A 14,894-nucleotide genomic window follows, 5' to 3' on the forward strand; every position below is an offset into this window, starting at 1 on the left:
TTCGGCATGCGACTTCTTCACACCATGCTGCGCGTAGGCAACCTGCAGCGCTCCATCGACTTCTACACCCAGGTGCTGGGCATGCAGTTGCTGCGCACCTCGGAGAACCCCGAGTACAAGTACTCGCTGGCCTTTGTGGGCTACGAGGGCAACCCGGCGCAGGCCGAAATCGAGCTGACCCACAACTGGGGCACCGACAGCTACGAGATGGGCACGGCCTACGGCCACATCGCACTCGGCGTGACCGACGCTTACGCCGCCTGCGAAAAGATCAAGGCCGCCGGCGGCAACGTGACGCGCGAGGCCGGTCCGGTCAAAGGCGGCAAGACCGTGATCGCCTTCGTGACCGACCCCGACGGCTACAAGATCGAGCTCATCCAGCGCCCCGAACACGCCGCTGGTGTGGGCCTGAGCTGAACCCAGCACGCCGCTGAAACCGGCCGCCCAGCAAAAAGCCCGGACAACCGGGCTTTTTTTCGTCAGCTCTGCGCGCTTTACTGCGCGATCACCACCTCGACGCGGCGCGCCTCGGCGTTGTTGCCGCTGCCGGTGGTCTCTTCCGGCTTCTTCAGCTCGATGCTGGTTTCAGCCACGCCAGCGCCCATCAGCGCGTCGCGCACGCCCATGGCGCGCTGCTTGGCGAGCTCGGCGTTGAAGGCCGCGTCGCCAGTGGCGTCGTGAAAACCCGAAATCACCAGCTGCTTGCCGGCCTGGGCGGCGGCAATCGCGTCACCCAGCGCACCGAGCGCACCAGCGGCCAGGTCGGCCTTGCCAGACGCAAAGTAAAACTTCACCACGCCGTTTTCCACCACCACGCTCGCGTCTTCACCCACCGCCGCCATGGCAGCGGCTGGTGCCGCCTCCGCCGCTGGTGCGGACACCGAAGCGGAGGCCGCAGCGCCACCACCACGGGCCTTGTGGATGCCAAAGCCCAGGGCCACGCCCACGGCCAGCAAAACCGCAAAAATCACAACCACTGCGACGACGCGGCTATCCTCGTCGGTATCTTGGGAAGACATGAAACAGACTCCGTGAAAAAAAAAGAAATCAAAGCGCCAAGGCCTGTACAAGCCCGCTGGCGGCTGGCGAGCCATGAACATGGCCAACCGAAACAACCCACGATTGTAAATGCCCACCCACACTGCCCGGCCCGCCCCCATCACCCTCCCCCGCCTGCCGCGACTGCGCACTTGGGTGCCGGCCGAGCGCAATGGCGCGCAGATGATGGTCGACACCCTGGCTGCCTGGCGCGCCATGGGGCCGCGGCCCGATCTCTGGGTGTTTGGCTACGCCTCGCTGGTCTGGCGCCCGGAGTTCGAAGCGGCTGAAACGCGGCTGGCGCGGGTGCACGGCCACCACCGCTGCCTGCAGATGTGGAGCCGCGTCAACAGGGGCACGCCCGAGCGCCCCGGTCTGGTGTTTGCGCTCATGCGCGGCGGCAGCGTGCAAGGCCTGGCCCTGCGCATTCCGCACGAGCGGGTGGAAGCGCTGATGCCGGCGCTGTGGGCGCGCGAAATGCCCAACCCGGTGTACGACCCGAAATGGCTGCCCGCCCAGACCGCACAAGGCTGGGTGCCCGCACTGAGCTTCACGCTGTCGCACCGCAGCCCCAACCACACCGGGCCGCTGAGCGACGATCAATACCGAGAGATCTTCGCCCACTCGGTGGGCCGCTACGGCAGCACGCTCGACTATGCCCGCCAGACCCTGCACGGCCTGCGCGAGCACGGCATTGAAGACCGCGCCCTGGCACGCCTGCTGCGGCTCACCGCCCCAGAACAGGCTTCCGATTGACCCAGCGCAGGCCCTGTGGCGCAGGCCCTGCCTATACTGCCCGCATGAACATCGCCGACCTGCGCAAGAGCTACGAAAAAGCCGAGCTCAGCGAGTCCGCCTCTCACGGCGACCCGCTCAAACAGTTTGACCAATGGCTGACCGAGGCCATCAGCAGCGAGGTCCCCGAGCCCAACGCCATGACGGTCGCCACCGTGGGCAGCGATCTGCGGCCCAGCACCCGCATCGTGCTCATCAAAGGCTTTGATGAACACGGCATCGTCTGGTACACCAACTACGCCAGCCGCAAAGGCCGCGAACTCGCCGGCAACCCGTTTGCCGCGCTTCAGTTTCACTGGGTCGAGCTGGAGCGGGTGGTGCGCATCGAAGGCGTGGTGGAAAAGGTGAGCGAAGAAGAAAGCGACGCCTACTTCAAAAGCCGCCCGCTCGACAGCCGCATCGGCGCCTGGGCCAGCCCGCAAAGCGAGGTGATCGAAAGCCGCACGGTCCTGGTGACCAACGCCGCCAAATACGGCGCGCAGTTCCTGCTGCAGCCCCCCCGCCCGCCCCACTGGGGCGGCTACCGCCTCAAACCCGAGCGCTGGGAATTCTGGCAAGGCCGCAAGAGCCGCTTGCACGACCGGCTGCGATACACCAGCCAGGCCGACGGCGGGTGGCTTCGGGAACGGCTGGCGCCCTGAGCGCCGAGGCGGCTTTCAGCGACCGAAACACTGCAGGGCCAACGCCTTCGCCCGCGCCAAACCTTCCGGCGTGAGGTGCACCGATTCGGCACGCCCCATGGGTTCCGAGATCAGCCCCTTCGCGGCCAGGGCCTGCATCGCGCCAAAGTCAAACCGCTTCCACGCTCGGCCGTTGTCGAACGCAAAGGCGCCCAGCAGCGCCAACACCGCCTCTTCGATTTTCTGATCGTCGCACATGTGCGGACTCCACATTAGTCGGGTTCACCATTCCAGTCTCCACAGGGAAGGTCTGACTCAAACCTATAAAGATCCAAGAAAACCGGGGCGCTTTACAAGCGCAGCTTGTGGCGGTCCGCTTGACTGTAGAGTTAGGCGGCGTTCTCAGATGCCCCAACGATCCGCGAAGCAGAGGATTCATGGATTCAGAATGCTCCGTCACGCCACATCGCCACTCCGGCTACTAGCATAAAAAGCGCGAAGAAAAACCAGAAGATTGGCCACCACAAAGGCATTCGTCTGTCGAGTACAGCCTCCTCTGGTTTTCGTGGGTTGTAGTAGACGGTGACTCTCTTGCCAACGGGATAGGGAGATAGATGCTTCCTGGCGTCTCGCTCAGTGCTTCCGTTACTGAGGTGAAAGTAGAGCCGGTCGTTCGTGTAGTGTTTCCTCTCGACGGCATACGCATAGCGGACGTGAGGAGCCCAACCATCGGAGTCTTCTTCAATGTTGCTTTCCAGAATCTCTCCGATCGTTGTAGGCCACCGTTTTGACGAATGCTGACGGATCAGTGACCGGAGCAGGTAGGCGCCGGAACCAAGCCCTAAAACAATGGCGATGAGACTGGCGATTTGGGGGCTAAGTTGCATGAGTGTCGAAGTGGCGGTTCGGAAGGCACGTTGCGACGCCTAACGAGTTAACCGGCGCGCGGAGGCAGGGCGCCTTGGCCCGGTTGGCGAAAATGTACCGCGTACAGCCGACCGGGCCAAGGTGGCCTGCCGGAGCGCGTCCGGTTGAACGAGGGGTTAGGCTTCACCGCGTGCCCATGGCTTGACTTCGGGCTCCGCCGCAATGGTGAAGATGCTGCCGAACTCGTAGCCGCGGAGAAACCTTCTCTTAAACGGAAGGTAAAGCGCCACGCATAGTCCGTCTCTATGCTCAAAGAGCACCTTGATCGCGCACGTTCTGCTTCCGCTGTCTGGTGTGATCGTCACGTTCTCAGCCACACCAATGGCGCGGGACGATCTAGTGCGAACTTCTTGACGTAGTCCTTCATGTACCAGGGGAAGAGTTTGGGTCGAGCTACTTTTGCCAGTGCCGTTGTCTTCGACGGCTCCAACAACTGTGTCTTTGCCAAGGTCATGAAGTACAAGGCCGTGGGGTAGAAAGTTGCCATACTTTCTTATGAGCGCCTCGGAAAGACGGAAAAGCGGATCCGCGACGGCAGCAACATCGTCCTTCAGCGCGGCGTACAGAGACTGCTGGGAGCTTTGCATCTTGTGACGTCGCGACGGCGTTGTTTGTGAAGCCTAACGTTTGAGCTGAGCGGCCGGCGCCGGGAAGGCGCTTGGCGCGCGAGGCGGTGTGGTTCATCATCCGTCTTGCGGGCCAAGCGACTTCCCGGTGGCGGTCCGCTCGAGCGAAGGGTTAGGCGTTTCTACATGAGGACTCGCAGTTCCTCGTGCGTCCCGCGGCGGCACGCTGCTTTAAAGCGCCCTTTCGCATAGCGCATTCCTCCCAACTCCGGAGCGTAGCTCTCATGCCAAAGGAACTGACCTACGACCGCGAGGACGCCCTGTGTCAATGCCACAACTTCGACCAAGGCTTCCCGCGGGTCGTCGTGAGTGCCGAAGTAGAGGTGTGTGCTCGCCTCGTCAAAGCTCTCACGTTCACCCTGCGGGTAGGGGACGGAAAGCACCGCGCCCGTAGCAAGCCCACCCGGTATACTGACTCGCTCGAAGGTGAAGACCGCTTCGCCCATCAAAGGGTGGTTCTCAGACTCAATCGACATGCTGAATCTGCCGTCGGGAAGGATGCAGTAGACAGCATCCTTAACAGGGAGAGTGAAGGTCTCGTCAAAGCCCTCCAGCACAAGAGTGTTCGGCGGCGGATCTCGGAACATGCTGCAGTTCCTTGCGACTGGGTTGTGGCTGCGACGCTTAACGTTAAAAGTGAGCCGCGATGATGGCTGGCGCATTTCGTGCTGCTCGGAGCACGAAATGTGACAGCCATGCTCGTTGGCTCCACTGCTTTGTTAGGCGTTTTCATTTTTATTTCTGGTAATCGAATATTTGTATATATCGTCGCGCCTCTTCCAGCCTCGACGAATCCAATAACGATTCGCAATTTCGTTCGTCACGAATACATCAATATGAGTCTTTAGAATTCCTATCAGCTCTAAATTTCTTAAACATTTTTCGATTAGTGTATGGGCTATTTCTTTTCCGCGATATTCAGTCTCGACAATCACGTGCTGGAGATAACCACGTCGTCCATCATGACCGCACATGGCGCAAGCAACAATTTTTCCGTTTTCTTCAGCAAGAAAGTTTAATGAAGGATTACGCGTCAGATAAAATGCTGTTGCTTCTCGTGAGTCTGCATCGCGAATAGAGACACCTGGCGTCTTCTGCATTAGAGCTAATACCTCGTCGTAACGCTCGATAGTGTATTCGATGATTCTCATTTTTGCCTAACGTTCGAGGTAACCGGCCCGCGGAGGCAGGCGGCGTAAGGCGGGCGCGCGACAGTGGCGAAGCCGCTGCGCGCCCGCCTTACGCTGCCTGCCGTAGCGGGTCCGGTTGACCGAGGGGTTAGGCCGCATTCGGCACGCTCGTTGGCGGCTGGTTCGGTTGAATGAGGTGCGGGAACAGCAACTGGAAGAGCTCCCTGGTCTTCGGCGTCATCTTGGTGGGATCTGGGCGAAGCAGTTCGCTGTCGGGCACAAGTACTTTCGCATACCAAGCCTCGTACACGCGTTTAACGACTCCCGGCGCCACGAGCTCGCGGTCATAGCCGGGAGCGATCCCGAGCAACTGATAGCCGGCGCGCTCGAGAGCGAGTTGCATGCTCGCAACCTTCAGCGTTGCCAGCGTATAGATGAAGCCAGCGCCCATGGCGCGGGCGATCGTCTCTCCAAGTTGCATCATGCAGGTCGAGAGCTTGGCTCCTCGGTGAGCCGGGGAGATGACACCGAATCGGCCATACAGGGACTGCTGGGCGCGCTCGCGATCCCAGGACACGAAGCCGACGAGTTCTTCCTCCTTCCAAACCAGCACGATCAAGAGATCGCGCTCCGTCTCGCCGGCAAACGTAGCGGTTGTTTCGTAGAAGTCCTGTTCAAGGTAGCAACTGGCAGCGCCTACGGAGACATCGGGATGCCACTCAGCAATTGCCGCACGAAGGGCTGGAACGTCACTATGCCTGAGCTGGCGGAACCGATAGCCCTCCGGCAAGGGAACCTCGCGAAACGCTGCGTCAAGGTCAGGCCACTGCATGTTCAGTCCTCATCTTTCGCCGCGGCAGAAAGGAAGGTAGTTTCGGTTGGTCCACACGCACATCTCCGGTTATGCGGCCTAACGTTTGACATGAGGGGTGACTAAAAGGCGCAGCCTTTTGGGCATCCCCTCGATGGAAGGGTTAGGCGTCATTTTGCCGAAATGTACTCTTGCGTTGCCATGCCTACCTGGGCAAAAAGAGCTTGCTCTTCGACAATGAACTTCTCCTTTTGGAGGCGCGCGACGCAGGCCCTGAGGGCAAGCAGGACCTGACGGCTCAAATAGGATTTGAAGTCTTCGGCATTCATTGGCTTCCAGACCGCCTCCGGTATCTGAATATCGACGGTGACGTACCTGCGAGCCTTAGCCAAACGAAGGCGTGCTAAGCCTTCCTCCCCGAATTGGGCGAAGCGTCCGTCGAAACGCAAGACAAGAGCGTATTCATCAATAGCGGCGCAGTGTGTCGAGTTGACCCACTCGGAAAGCAGCCTGAACAGAGGAATCTTCAGATCTGCGAGCGCGTTTGCTTCAGGTTCACCGAGGTCTGCACCGATCGAAATGAAGGAGCGCGCGGAGTTTTGCATGACGCCTAACTTTGATTTAAACGGCAAAACGCCGGATACCCACAACCGCTGCCGTTAAACAAAGTCTCATGACATCCCCAAAATGTGTTTGAAATCAATCCTGTAGCGCCTCATACTGTATGCATAAACAGTTTTAACAGATCCGACAAACCCGACTGGGTCCCTCCCCGGTCCGCCCGGCTGCTGGATCAGGTGCGCGAACGCGTTCGCTACCTGCATTACAGCCTACAGACCGAGAAGGTTTACGTCTACTGGGCCAAGGCGTTTGTGTTGTGGGCGGCACGCAGCGGCGGCGGTTTTCGTCACCCGCGCGAGATGGGGCAGGCGGAGGTGAAAGGCTTCCTGACCATGCTGGCCAACGAGAAACAGGTGGCACCCGCTACCCACCGGCAGGCGCTCAACGCTTTGCTTTTTCTGTAACGGCAGGTGCTGGGCATGGAACTGCCCTGGATGCAGCAGATCGGTCGGCCGCCGGAACGCAAGCGCATTCCAGTGGTTTTGACGGTCCAAGAGGTGCAGGCTGTTCTGGGCTTGATGGCCGGCACCGAGGCGCTGATGGCTGCCCTGCTGTATGGCAGTGGGCTGCGCCTTCGCGAAGCTTTGGGATTGCGGGTGAAGGACGTGGATTTCGCCCGCAACGCCATTGTGGTGCGCAGCGGAAAAGGCGACAAAGACAGGGTGGTGATGCTGCCCAAGTCGCTGCTGGCACGGCTACAGGCGCAGCTGGCCCATGCCAGAGCCGTCTGGGGCCAGGATCGCGCCAGCGGACGAAGCGGTGTGTTTCTGCCTCACGCGCTTGAGCGCAAATACCCACGGGCGGGCGAAAGCTGGGCGTGGTTCTGGGTGTTTCCGTCGCACAAGTTGTCGGTTGACCCGCAGACCGGCGTGGAACGGCGCCACCACCTCTACGAAGATCGGCTGAATCGAGAGCTGAAGAAGGCCGTGGCACAGGCGGGCATCGCCAAGCACGTTTCCGTCCACACGCTGCGCCACTCCTTCGCCACGCACTTGCTGCAGGCAGGCACCGACATCCGCACGGTGCAGGAGTTGCTGGGGCATTCGGATGTGTCCACCACCATGATCTACACCCATGTGCTCAAGGTGGCGGCCGGGGGAACCGCCAGCCCGCTCGATGCGCCGGCGCTGCCAGCCTGAGATGGCCGCTGCCCGTCAATCGGTGGCGGCGAGCCGTTCTACACCCTGCCCCGCAACGGCTTGCAAGGCCTCTGTGTCCACCAGCTCGGGCGCCACCTGGCTCAATGGCACCAACACAAACGCCCGCTCCCCCATGCGCGGGTGCGGCACCGTGAGGTCGGGCGAGGCGATGTGGGCGCTGCCGTAAAGCAGCAGATCCAGGTCCAGCGTGCGCGGGGCGTTCCGGTAGGGTCGCTCGCGGCCGGCGGTGTCTTCGATGGTCTGCAAGGCGCGCAGCAAAGCGGGCGCGGTGAGCGTGGTGCTGATGCAGGCCACGGCGTTGGTGTAATCGGGGCCGGTGGCGTCAACCGGGGCGCTGCGGTAGAGGCTGGAGGCCTGCACGAGCGACACGCCGGGCGCGGCCTCCAGGGCGGCGATCGCATCGCGCACCGCCTGGGGCGCATCGCCCAGGTTGGCACCCAGGCCCACATAGGCCAGCACCTCGGGCCGCGCGAGGCGCTCTGCCCGGGTCATGTCAGTCGGCTGCCGGAGCGGGTCCACCTTCTCCCGATCCGCCGCCGGCACCTCCACCACCAGACGGCTTGCGGCGGCGACGGCGGCGCTTCTTGGCCGGGGCTGCGGCGGCACCGTCGCCACCGGCACCATCGTCACTGGTCTCGGTGTCGTCGGCGTCCTCTTCGTCGGGTGCGAACGCGCTGCCGTAAGAACGGGCTGGGGTGGGGCGCGGAGCCGGGGCTTTGTCGCCGTCTGCGGAGCGGAAGCGTGGGTCGTCGTTTGGCGCGCTGGCTGCATTCGCCGGGTGATCGGCGTCGGTCGGTTTGACGCGGCGGCTGCGCGAGCCGCCGGCGCCGCGGCCAGGCTGGTTGCTGCGCTGCGCGTCAACCATGTCTTCGCGCATGGCGTCGCTCACGTTCTGGAAGGTCTCCCACCAGTGCGCCAGTTCTTCTTCCACCTCGCCGACTTGCGCGCGCAGGCGCAGGAAGTCGAAGCCGGCGCGAAAGCGCGGCTGGTCGACCAGGCTGAACGGGCCGTTGCCCACGCGCTTGTCGAAGCGCGGCTGCATGAGCCAGATTTCGCGCATGTCGGCGCCGAGCTTGCCGCGGCCAGACACATCACCGATGCGGTTTTCAAACACGTCGTCCACCGCGTCGAGCAGTGCGGCCACGGGCGCGGGCGGGCGCTGGTTGCCACGCGGTTGCAGGCGCTGTTGCCAGCCTGAGCGAACATCGGACCACAACACGCAGGCGAGCAGGAAACTCGGCGCCACCGGCTTGCCTTCGCCCACGCGGCGGTCGGTGTCCTGCAGCGCGAGCTTCACAAACGGGTCGTCGGCGCGCTGCACCACCACGTCGAGCAGCGGGTAGATGCCGGTATCCAGCCCGACCTGGCGCAGCTGGGCCACGCTGTCGAGCGAATGGCCGGTCTGCAGCAGCTTGAGCATCTCATCGAACAGGCGGCTTTGCGGCACATCGGCCAGCAGGTTGCGCGACGAGGCCAGGGGTGCGAGCGTCTTGGCGTCGAAACCGAACCCGAGGTGGCTGAGCTTGGCGCCAAAACGCACGGCGCGGATGATGCGCACCGGGTCTTCGCGGTAGCGGGTGGCGGCGTCGCCAATCATTCGCAGCGTTTTTTTCTTCGCGTCGCGGATGCCGTGGTGGAAGTCGACCACGATCTGCGACTCGGGGTCGTAGTACATGGCGTTGATGGAGAAGTCGCGCCGGGCGGCGTCTTGCTCGATCGGGCCCCAGACGTTGTCGCGCAGCACGCGGCCGCTGGCGTCCACGGCGTGCGTCATGCCGGCGAGCTGGCCTTTGCTGGTGCGCTCGTTCCCTTTGACCTGATCGGCGTCGGCGCTGTCGAGATAGGCGCGGAAGGTGGAAACCTCGATCACCTCGTTGTCGCGCCCGCGGCCATAGACCACGTGCACGATGCGAAAGCGCCGGCCGATGATGAAGGCGCGGCGAAACAGGCTTTTCACCTGCTCGGGCGTGGCGCTGGTGGCCACGTCGAAGTCTTTGGGGCGCAGGCCCAGCAGCAGGTCGCGCACCGCGCCACCCACGATGTAGGCCTCGAAGCCGCCTTGTTTGAGGGTGTGCACCACGTCGAGCGCGCGCTGGTCCACCAGGCTGCGGTCGATGCCGTGCACCTCCACGGGCACGTCTTCGCGTTTGCCAAACTTCGGAGCCGGGGCCGATTTGCCGCCACTGGCTTTGCCCAGCAGCTTGTCAAAAAATTTCTTGATCATTCGAATAGGTTCAGGATGCGCCAGCCGCGTTCGGTGGCGATGGCGCTGAGGCGCTGGTCCGGGTTGGTGGCCACGGGCTGGTGCACTTTCTCCAGCAGCGGCAGATCGTTGATCGAGTCGCTGTAAAAACTGCTGTGCGTCACACGGTCCCAGGACAGGCCGCGTGAAACCAGCCATTGTTCCACACGCGCCACCTTGCCCTCTCGAAACGAGGGCGTGCCCCGGATTTCGCCGGTGGGCTCGCCCTGAGCATCTCGCTCAAGCTCAATGGCGATCAGCTCGTCCACACCAAAGGCCTGGGCGATGGGGCGGGTGACAAATTCGTTGGTCGCGGTGACGATGATCACCGTGTCGCCCGCAGCCTGGTGGGCTCTCACCAGTTCCAGCGCCTGCGGCTGCATGGCCGGACGGATCACCCGCTCCATGAAGCGCGCGTGGGCCTGGTCGGCACGCGTCTTGCCGTGTTCGCGCGCTGCGCTGGTGGCAAAGCGCACGTACTCGGCGATGTCCAGCGTGCCGGCTTTGTACTGCTCATAAAAAGCGTCGTTGGCGCGGCTGTGGGTCTCCGCATCGCGCCAGCCCAGCTCCACGGTGAAGGTGCCCCAGGCGTGGTCGGAGTCCAGCGGCAGCAGCGTGTGGTCGAGATCAAACAGGGCAAGGCGCACGGAAGAGGCAGACATGAAAGCGGGTTGAGCGAAGCACCGGGTCACCGGGCTTGCAGGTAGGTCAATCGTTGTCCAGCATGGACTTGATGAGCGGAATAGTGACGGCGCGCTTGGTGCGCAGCCCGTAAGCGTCGAGCTGCAGCAGCAGCGCCATCAGGCTGGACAGATCGCGGGCGAAGCGGTTGAGCATGAAGTCCATCACCTCGTCGCTCAGGAACAGGCCGCGCTCGTCGGCGGCGCGGCGCAGCACGGCGCGGCGCTCGGTCTCGCCCAGTGCCAGCAGCTGAAACACATGGCCCCAGCCGAGGCGGGTGCGCAGGTCTTCGCGCAGCTTCAGGTCGGCTGGCGGGCGGTCGGCGGCGGCGAGCACCCAGCGCGCCGGGCCGTGGGCCGGGCTCTGGGCATTGACAAACCAGTTGAAGGCAGCGGCCTGCTGGTCGGCGGTGTAGAGCTGGCAATCGTCAAGCAGCACCGCGTCCCAGTGCTCGTCGTAATCGGCCGGGTGCAGGGTGCTGGCATCGATCCAGCCGACGCGCGCGCCTTGGTCGCGCAGCGATTCGCGCACCGCGCGCAGCAAATGCGTCTTGCCGCTGCCGCTCTCGCCCCAGAGAAAGGTGGGCACGGGTGAGCGCAAGGGGTTGCCGGCCCAGAGCTTGAGGTGATCCAGCACCGCCTCATTGCCCGCCGGCACAAAACTCTCCAGCGTGGGCGTGGGCGCCAGGCCGATGTCCAGCGCGAGCTGCTTCATGGGCGGTGGGGCGCCGGTGGTCATGTGGTGCGGTCCGAGTCGCTGTCGCGAGGGGGGGCGGCGATGGCCAGGGGCGATGGCACCGGCGAGCCCTCCTGGTAAAGCTCACTCGCCAGATAGCTCGCCTTGGCGCGGCGGATCGCCACCAGCAGCACGGCGCTGGCCGGCAGCGCGATCAGCACGCCCACAAAACCAAACAGGTGGCCAAACGCCAGCAGCGCAAAAATCACCGCAATCGGGTGCAGGCCGATGCGCTCGCCCAGCAGGCGCGGTGTCACGTACAGGCTCTCCACGGTCTGTCCCACCACGTAGACCACGCCCACCAGCACCACACCCAGCAAGGCCTGAAACTGCAACACCGCCGCCAGCAGGCCCATGATCAGACCCAGGCCAAAGCCCAGGTAGGGCACGAACACCGCGAGGCCCGTGAAGACCCCGATGGGCAGGGCCAGCTTCAGCCCCACCAAGGCCAGCGCCACGGTGTAGAACACGGCGAGCACTCCCATCACCAGCAGCTGGCCACGCAGGTATTGGCCCAGCACCTCGTCGGTCTCGTCCAGAAAACTCTGCACCCCGGCGCGCCAGCGCGGCGGAATCAGACCTTTGACGCGCTCGACCAGGCGGGCCCAGTCCAGCAGCAGGTAGTAGGCCACGATGGGCATGAGCACCAGGTTGCCAAACACCGCCGCCAGGGCGCTGCCGCCAATGCGCAGGGACGAGAGCAGCCCCTGCACCAGTTCGCCCTCGTGGCCAGCGACGAGCTGGCGCAGCCAGTCGCGCACCATGACCACATCCACCTGAAGGTCGATGCCGAAGCGCGCAGCGATCGGCAACAGGGAGTCGTTGAGTCGTTCGAGCAAAGCGGGCACCTGCTCCTTGAGCAGTGGCACCTGTTTGGTGATGACCGGCACGATCAGCAGCAGCACCGCCGCGAGCACCAGCATCAGCAGGGTGATCGCCAGGCCAGCGCCCAGCCAGCGCGGGATGCGGCGCGCATGCAGCAGCTCGACCAGCGGGTGCAGCGCGTAGGCCAGCACCGCCGCCAGCAGAAACGGCATGATCACCGGCGCCAGCATCACCAGCAGCAGCCAGGACAGCACCGCAATGGCGGCCCAGGAAGCGGCGCGGATCTGGGTGGGGGTGAAGGTCATGAAGGTTCGATGGCCGCGGGGACGCGGCCCTTAAAATCAGGAGCAAATTCTATTCCTCGCACCCGCTCCGCCCTGAAACAGGCTGCCCGCAGCCGCAACCCCGCGTCTGGCCCCGTTCGCCAGGACCGCCCAACATGACCTCCAGCCTCCCCACCCCTCTCTCGTACAAAGACGCCGGCGTCGACATCGATGCCGGTGACGCGCTGGTCGAGCGCATCAAGCCGCTGGCCAAAAAGACCATGCGCGAGGGCGTGATGGCCGGGATCGGCGGCTTCGGCGCGCTGTTCGAGGTGCCCAAGCGCTACCAGGAGCCGGTGCTGGTGAGCGGCACCGATGGCGTGGGCACCAAGCTCAAGCTGGCATTTGAATGGAACATGCACGACACCGTGGGCATCGACCTGGTGGGCATGAGCGTGAACGACGTGCTGGTGCAAGGGGCCGAGCCGCTGTTTTTTCTGGACTACTTCGCCTGCGGCAAGCTCGATGTGGACACGGCCGCGGCGGTGGTTGGCGGCATCGCGACCGGCTGCGAGCTGAGCGGTTGCGCACTGATCGGCGGCGAGACGGCCGAAATGCCCGGCATGTACCCGGCGGGCGAATACGACCTGGCGGGCTTTTGCGTTGGCGCGGTCGAGAAAAGCAAGATCCTCACCGGCAAGGATGTGAAGCCCGGCGACGTGGTGCTGGGCCTGGCCTCGCACGGCGTGCACTCCAACGGCTTCTCGCTGGTGCGCAAATGCATCGAGCGCGCCGGGGTCAACCTGCCCGCCACGCTGGACGGCCAGCCTTTCAGGCAGGCCATCATGAAGCCGACGCGGTTGTATGTGAAAAACGTGCTGGCCACGCTGGCCAAGCACCCCGTCAAGGCGCTGGCCCACATCACCGGCGGCGGCTTGCTGGAAAACATTCCGCGCGTGTTGCCCGACGGCACGGCCGCACATCTGAAGAAGGGCAGCTGGCCGCAGACCGAGCTGTTCGCCTGGCTGCAGAAGACCGCCGGCATCGACGACATCGAGATGAACCGCACCTTCAACAACGGCATCGGCATGGTGGTGGTGATCGCCGCCGAAGAAGCAGCCGCCTGCGCCGCGACCTTGCGTGAACTGGGCGAAACGGTGCACGAGATCGGCACCATCGCCGAGCGTAGCGAAGGCGCGGCTGTCACCGTCGCCTGAGGATTCTGTGAGCGACGCCAGCCCGCGTCGCCTCCTGCCCCGGAGCATCTGGGTGCTGGGTTTTGTCAGCCTGCTGATGGACGTGTCATCCGAAGCGATTCACAGCTTGCTGCCCGTCTTCATGGCCACCGTGCTCGGCGCGAGCATGCTCACCATCGGCCTGCTCGAAGGCGCAGCTGAAGCCACCGCACTCTTGGTCAAAGTGTTTTCTGGCGTGCTCAGCGACTGGTGGGGTCGCCGCAAACCGCTGGCCGTGCTGGGTTACGGCCTGGGCGCGCTGTCCAAACCCCTGTTTGCGCTGGCCGGTGGCATGGGCCTGATCGTGACCGCGCGCCTGCTCGACCGGGTGGGCAAGGGAATCCGCGGCGCACCGCGCGATGCGCTGGTGGCCGACCTGGCACCTCCCGAGATGCGTGGCGCCGCGTTCGGCCTGCGCCAATCGCTGGACACCGCCGGAGCCTTCATCGGTCCGCTTTTCGCCATGACCCTGATGCTGCTCTGGGCCAACGACTTTCGCGCGGTGTTCTGGGCCGCCTGCGTGCCGGCCGTGCTGTGCGTGGCCCTGCTGTTGTGGGGGGTGCAGGAGCCCGAGCGCGCCCCGGCGGCGGCGCGCGTGAGCCCCATTAGCCGAGCGAACCTCAGGCGCCTCTCGGGCGTCTACTGGTGGGTAGTGGGCATCGGCGCGGTGTTCACGCTGGCGCGCTTCAGCGAGGCCTTTCTGGTGCTGCGCGCACAACAAGGCGGGCTGCCGCTGGCCGCGGCGCCGCTGGTGCTGATCGTGCTGAACCTGGTTTTTTCGCTGGGGGCCTACCCGCTGGGCAGACTGTCTGACGCTGTGAGCCACACCAAGGTGTTGATCGCCGGCCTGATGGTGCTGATCGCCGCCGACGGCCTGCTGGCGTGGAGCGACCACGGCGCGGTGTTCTGGGCCGGCGTGGCCTTGTGGGGCCTGCACATGGCGCTCACTCAAGGCCTTCTTGCCACCTTGGTAGCCAACGCCGCACCCGCCGACTTACGCGGCACCGCCTACGGCATGTTCAACCTTGTGTGCGGCATGGCCTTGCTGGTGGCCAGTGGCCTGGCGGGCTGGCTGTGGGACCGGCTGGGTGCACCGAGCACCTTCATGGCAGGCATGGGCTTTGGCCTGCTGGCGCTCCTGGCCATCGCATGGCGCAGCCGTACCGGCCGCCTGGCTCCCTGACC

The 14,894-nt window shown here is 64.1% G+C and carries 18 protein-coding genes and 1 pseudogene; 6 read left to right on the forward strand and 13 right to left on the reverse strand.

Annotation, left to right across the window (positions count from 1 at the left end; genetic code table 11):
- Positions 1-6: 6 nt before the first annotated feature.
- Positions 7-417, forward strand: a complete 411-nt coding sequence (gene gloA, locus QUV25_RS00395; protein WP_300860563.1) for a lactoylglutathione lyase — start codon at positions 7-9, stop codon at positions 415-417.
- A gap of 77 nt (positions 418-494) precedes the next feature.
- Here gloA and QUV25_RS00400 read toward each other — a convergent pair whose 3' ends face one another.
- The gene (locus tag QUV25_RS00400; protein ID WP_300860565.1) at positions 495-1,019 is read right to left on the reverse strand and encodes an OmpA family protein; all 525 of its coding nucleotides are present in this window, start codon (positions 1,017-1,019) and stop codon (positions 495-497) included.
- Positions 1,020-1,128: 109 nt separating this feature from the next.
- Between QUV25_RS00400 and QUV25_RS00405 the strand changes: the two genes are divergently transcribed.
- Complete coding sequence (locus QUV25_RS00405; RefSeq protein WP_300860566.1) at positions 1,129-1,794, forward strand: gamma-glutamylcyclotransferase; 666 nt, start codon at positions 1,129-1,131, stop codon at positions 1,792-1,794.
- A 44-nt stretch (positions 1,795-1,838) separates the two neighbouring features.
- Positions 1,839-2,474: a pyridoxamine 5'-phosphate oxidase gene (pdxH, locus tag QUV25_RS00410; RefSeq protein ID WP_300860567.1), complete on the forward strand. Its 636-nt coding sequence runs from the start codon at positions 1,839-1,841 to the stop codon at positions 2,472-2,474.
- A gap of 15 nt (positions 2,475-2,489) precedes the next feature.
- Here pdxH and QUV25_RS00415 read toward each other — a convergent pair whose 3' ends face one another.
- The 7 genes from QUV25_RS00415 to QUV25_RS00445 form a co-directional block, all read right to left on the reverse strand.
- Positions 2,490-2,711, reverse strand: a complete 222-nt coding sequence (locus QUV25_RS00415; protein ID WP_300860568.1) for a DUF6429 family protein — start codon at positions 2,709-2,711, stop codon at positions 2,490-2,492.
- A 185-nt stretch (positions 2,712-2,896) separates the two neighbouring features.
- Entirely contained in the window at positions 2,897-3,340 is a 444-nt protein-coding gene (locus QUV25_RS00420) for a DUF3592 domain-containing protein (RefSeq protein ID WP_300860569.1), read from the reverse strand.
- A 156-nt stretch (positions 3,341-3,496) separates the two neighbouring features.
- Entirely contained in the window at positions 3,497-3,967 is a 471-nt protein-coding gene (locus QUV25_RS00425) for a hypothetical protein (RefSeq protein ID WP_300860570.1), read from the reverse strand.
- Positions 3,968-4,128: 161 nt separating this feature from the next.
- Positions 4,129-4,593: a hypothetical protein gene (locus tag QUV25_RS00430; protein WP_300860571.1), complete on the reverse strand. Its 465-nt coding sequence runs from the start codon at positions 4,591-4,593 to the stop codon at positions 4,129-4,131.
- 132 nt (positions 4,594-4,725) lie between these two features.
- Positions 4,726-5,157, reverse strand: a complete 432-nt coding sequence (locus QUV25_RS00435) for a GNAT family N-acetyltransferase (protein WP_300860572.1) — start codon at positions 5,155-5,157, stop codon at positions 4,726-4,728.
- Between the two features lie 127 nt (positions 5,158-5,284).
- On the reverse strand, positions 5,285-5,968 hold the full coding sequence (locus tag QUV25_RS00440) for a GNAT family N-acetyltransferase (protein ID WP_300860573.1): 684 nt from the start codon (positions 5,966-5,968) through the stop codon (positions 5,285-5,287).
- Positions 5,969-6,117: 149 nt separating this feature from the next.
- Positions 6,118-6,552, reverse strand: coding sequence for a hypothetical protein (locus QUV25_RS00445; protein ID WP_300860574.1), 435 nt, complete (start codon positions 6,550-6,552; stop codon positions 6,118-6,120).
- A 123-nt stretch (positions 6,553-6,675) separates the two neighbouring features.
- Here QUV25_RS00445 and QUV25_RS00450 point away from each other — a divergent pair.
- Positions 6,676-7,707 (forward strand): annotated as a pseudogene (locus QUV25_RS00450) (integron integrase).
- Positions 7,708-7,722: 15 nt separating this feature from the next.
- Here QUV25_RS00450 and folK read toward each other — a convergent pair.
- The 5 genes from folK to QUV25_RS00475 are packed head-to-tail and all read right to left on the reverse strand — an operon-like array spanning position 7,723 to position 12,516.
- Positions 7,723-8,220, reverse strand: a complete 498-nt coding sequence (folK, locus tag QUV25_RS00455; RefSeq protein WP_300860575.1) for a 2-amino-4-hydroxy-6-hydroxymethyldihydropteridine diphosphokinase — start codon at positions 8,218-8,220, stop codon at positions 7,723-7,725.
- 1 nt (position 8,221) lies between these two features.
- Positions 8,222-9,952 carry a polynucleotide adenylyltransferase PcnB gene (pcnB, locus tag QUV25_RS00460; protein WP_300860576.1) on the reverse strand — a complete coding sequence of 577 codons (1,731 nt, stop codon included), beginning with the start codon at positions 9,950-9,952 and terminating at the stop codon, positions 8,222-8,224.
- Entirely contained in the window at positions 9,949-10,632 is a 684-nt protein-coding gene (locus tag QUV25_RS00465; protein WP_300860577.1) for an HAD family phosphatase, read from the reverse strand. The genes pcnB and QUV25_RS00465 overlap by 4 nt, the downstream gene beginning before the upstream one ends.
- 46 nt (positions 10,633-10,678) lie before the next feature.
- Positions 10,679-11,365 (reverse strand): DnaA regulatory inactivator Hda, encoded by a 687-nt coding sequence (hda, locus tag QUV25_RS00470; RefSeq protein WP_300861951.1) that lies wholly within the window; start codon positions 11,363-11,365, stop codon positions 10,679-10,681.
- A 20-nt stretch (positions 11,366-11,385) separates the two neighbouring features.
- The gene (locus QUV25_RS00475) at positions 11,386-12,516 is read right to left on the reverse strand and encodes an AI-2E family transporter (protein WP_300860578.1); all 1,131 of its coding nucleotides are present in this window, start codon (positions 12,514-12,516) and stop codon (positions 11,386-11,388) included.
- 134 nt (positions 12,517-12,650) lie between these two features.
- Here QUV25_RS00475 and purM point away from each other — a divergent pair, with 134 nt between their 5' ends.
- Together purM and QUV25_RS00485 are read left to right on the forward strand one after the other, a co-directional pair.
- On the forward strand, positions 12,651-13,691 hold the full coding sequence (gene purM / locus QUV25_RS00480) for a phosphoribosylformylglycinamidine cyclo-ligase (protein ID WP_300860579.1): 1,041 nt from the start codon (positions 12,651-12,653) through the stop codon (positions 13,689-13,691).
- A 7-nt stretch (positions 13,692-13,698) separates the two neighbouring features.
- Positions 13,699-14,892 (forward strand): MFS transporter, encoded by a 1,194-nt coding sequence (locus tag QUV25_RS00485; protein ID WP_300860580.1) that lies wholly within the window; start codon positions 13,699-13,701, stop codon positions 14,890-14,892.
- Positions 14,893-14,894 lie beyond the last annotated feature (2 nt).

The sequence above is a fragment of the Hydrogenophaga sp. genome (genome assembly GCF_030373245.1).
Lineage (GTDB): Bacteria > Pseudomonadota > Gammaproteobacteria > Burkholderiales > Burkholderiaceae_C > Hydrogenophaga.

Coding starts and splice junctions, on each gene's coding strand:
- gloA (WP_300860563.1), top strand. CDS start 7: ATGCGACTTCTTCACACCATGCTGCGCGTAGGCAACCTGCAGCGCTCC.
- QUV25_RS00400 (WP_300860565.1), bottom strand. CDS start 1,019: ATGTCTTCCCAAGATACCGACGAGGATAGCCGCGTCGTCGCAGTGGTT.
- QUV25_RS00405 (WP_300860566.1), top strand. CDS start 1,129: ATGCCCACCCACACTGCCCGGCCCGCCCCCATCACCCTCCCCCGCCTG.
- pdxH (WP_300860567.1), top strand. CDS start 1,839: ATGAACATCGCCGACCTGCGCAAGAGCTACGAAAAAGCCGAGCTCAGC.
- QUV25_RS00415 (WP_300860568.1), bottom strand. CDS start 2,711: ATGTGCGACGATCAGAAAATCGAAGAGGCGGTGTTGGCGCTGCTGGGC.
- QUV25_RS00420 (WP_300860569.1), bottom strand. CDS start 3,340: ATGCAACTTAGCCCCCAAATCGCCAGTCTCATCGCCATTGTTTTAGGG.
- QUV25_RS00425 (WP_300860570.1), bottom strand. CDS start 3,967: ATGCAAAGCTCCCAGCAGTCTCTGTACGCCGCGCTGAAGGACGATGTT.
- QUV25_RS00430 (WP_300860571.1), bottom strand. CDS start 4,593: ATGTTCCGAGATCCGCCGCCGAACACTCTTGTGCTGGAGGGCTTTGAC.
- QUV25_RS00435 (WP_300860572.1), bottom strand. CDS start 5,157: ATGAGAATCATCGAATACACTATCGAGCGTTACGACGAGGTATTAGCT.
- QUV25_RS00440 (WP_300860573.1), bottom strand. CDS start 5,968: ATGCAGTGGCCTGACCTTGACGCAGCGTTTCGCGAGGTTCCCTTGCCG.
- QUV25_RS00445 (WP_300860574.1), bottom strand. CDS start 6,552: ATGCAAAACTCCGCGCGCTCCTTCATTTCGATCGGTGCAGACCTCGGT.
- folK (WP_300860575.1), bottom strand. CDS start 8,220: ATGACCCGGGCAGAGCGCCTCGCGCGGCCCGAGGTGCTGGCCTATGTG.
- pcnB (WP_300860576.1), bottom strand. CDS start 9,952: ATGATCAAGAAATTTTTTGACAAGCTGCTGGGCAAAGCCAGTGGCGGC.
- QUV25_RS00465 (WP_300860577.1), bottom strand. CDS start 10,632: ATGTCTGCCTCTTCCGTGCGCCTTGCCCTGTTTGATCTCGACCACACG.
- hda (WP_300861951.1), bottom strand. CDS start 11,365: ATGAAGCAGCTCGCGCTGGACATCGGCCTGGCGCCCACGCCCACGCTG.
- QUV25_RS00475 (WP_300860578.1), bottom strand. CDS start 12,516: ATGACCTTCACCCCCACCCAGATCCGCGCCGCTTCCTGGGCCGCCATT.
- purM (WP_300860579.1), top strand. CDS start 12,651: ATGACCTCCAGCCTCCCCACCCCTCTCTCGTACAAAGACGCCGGCGTC.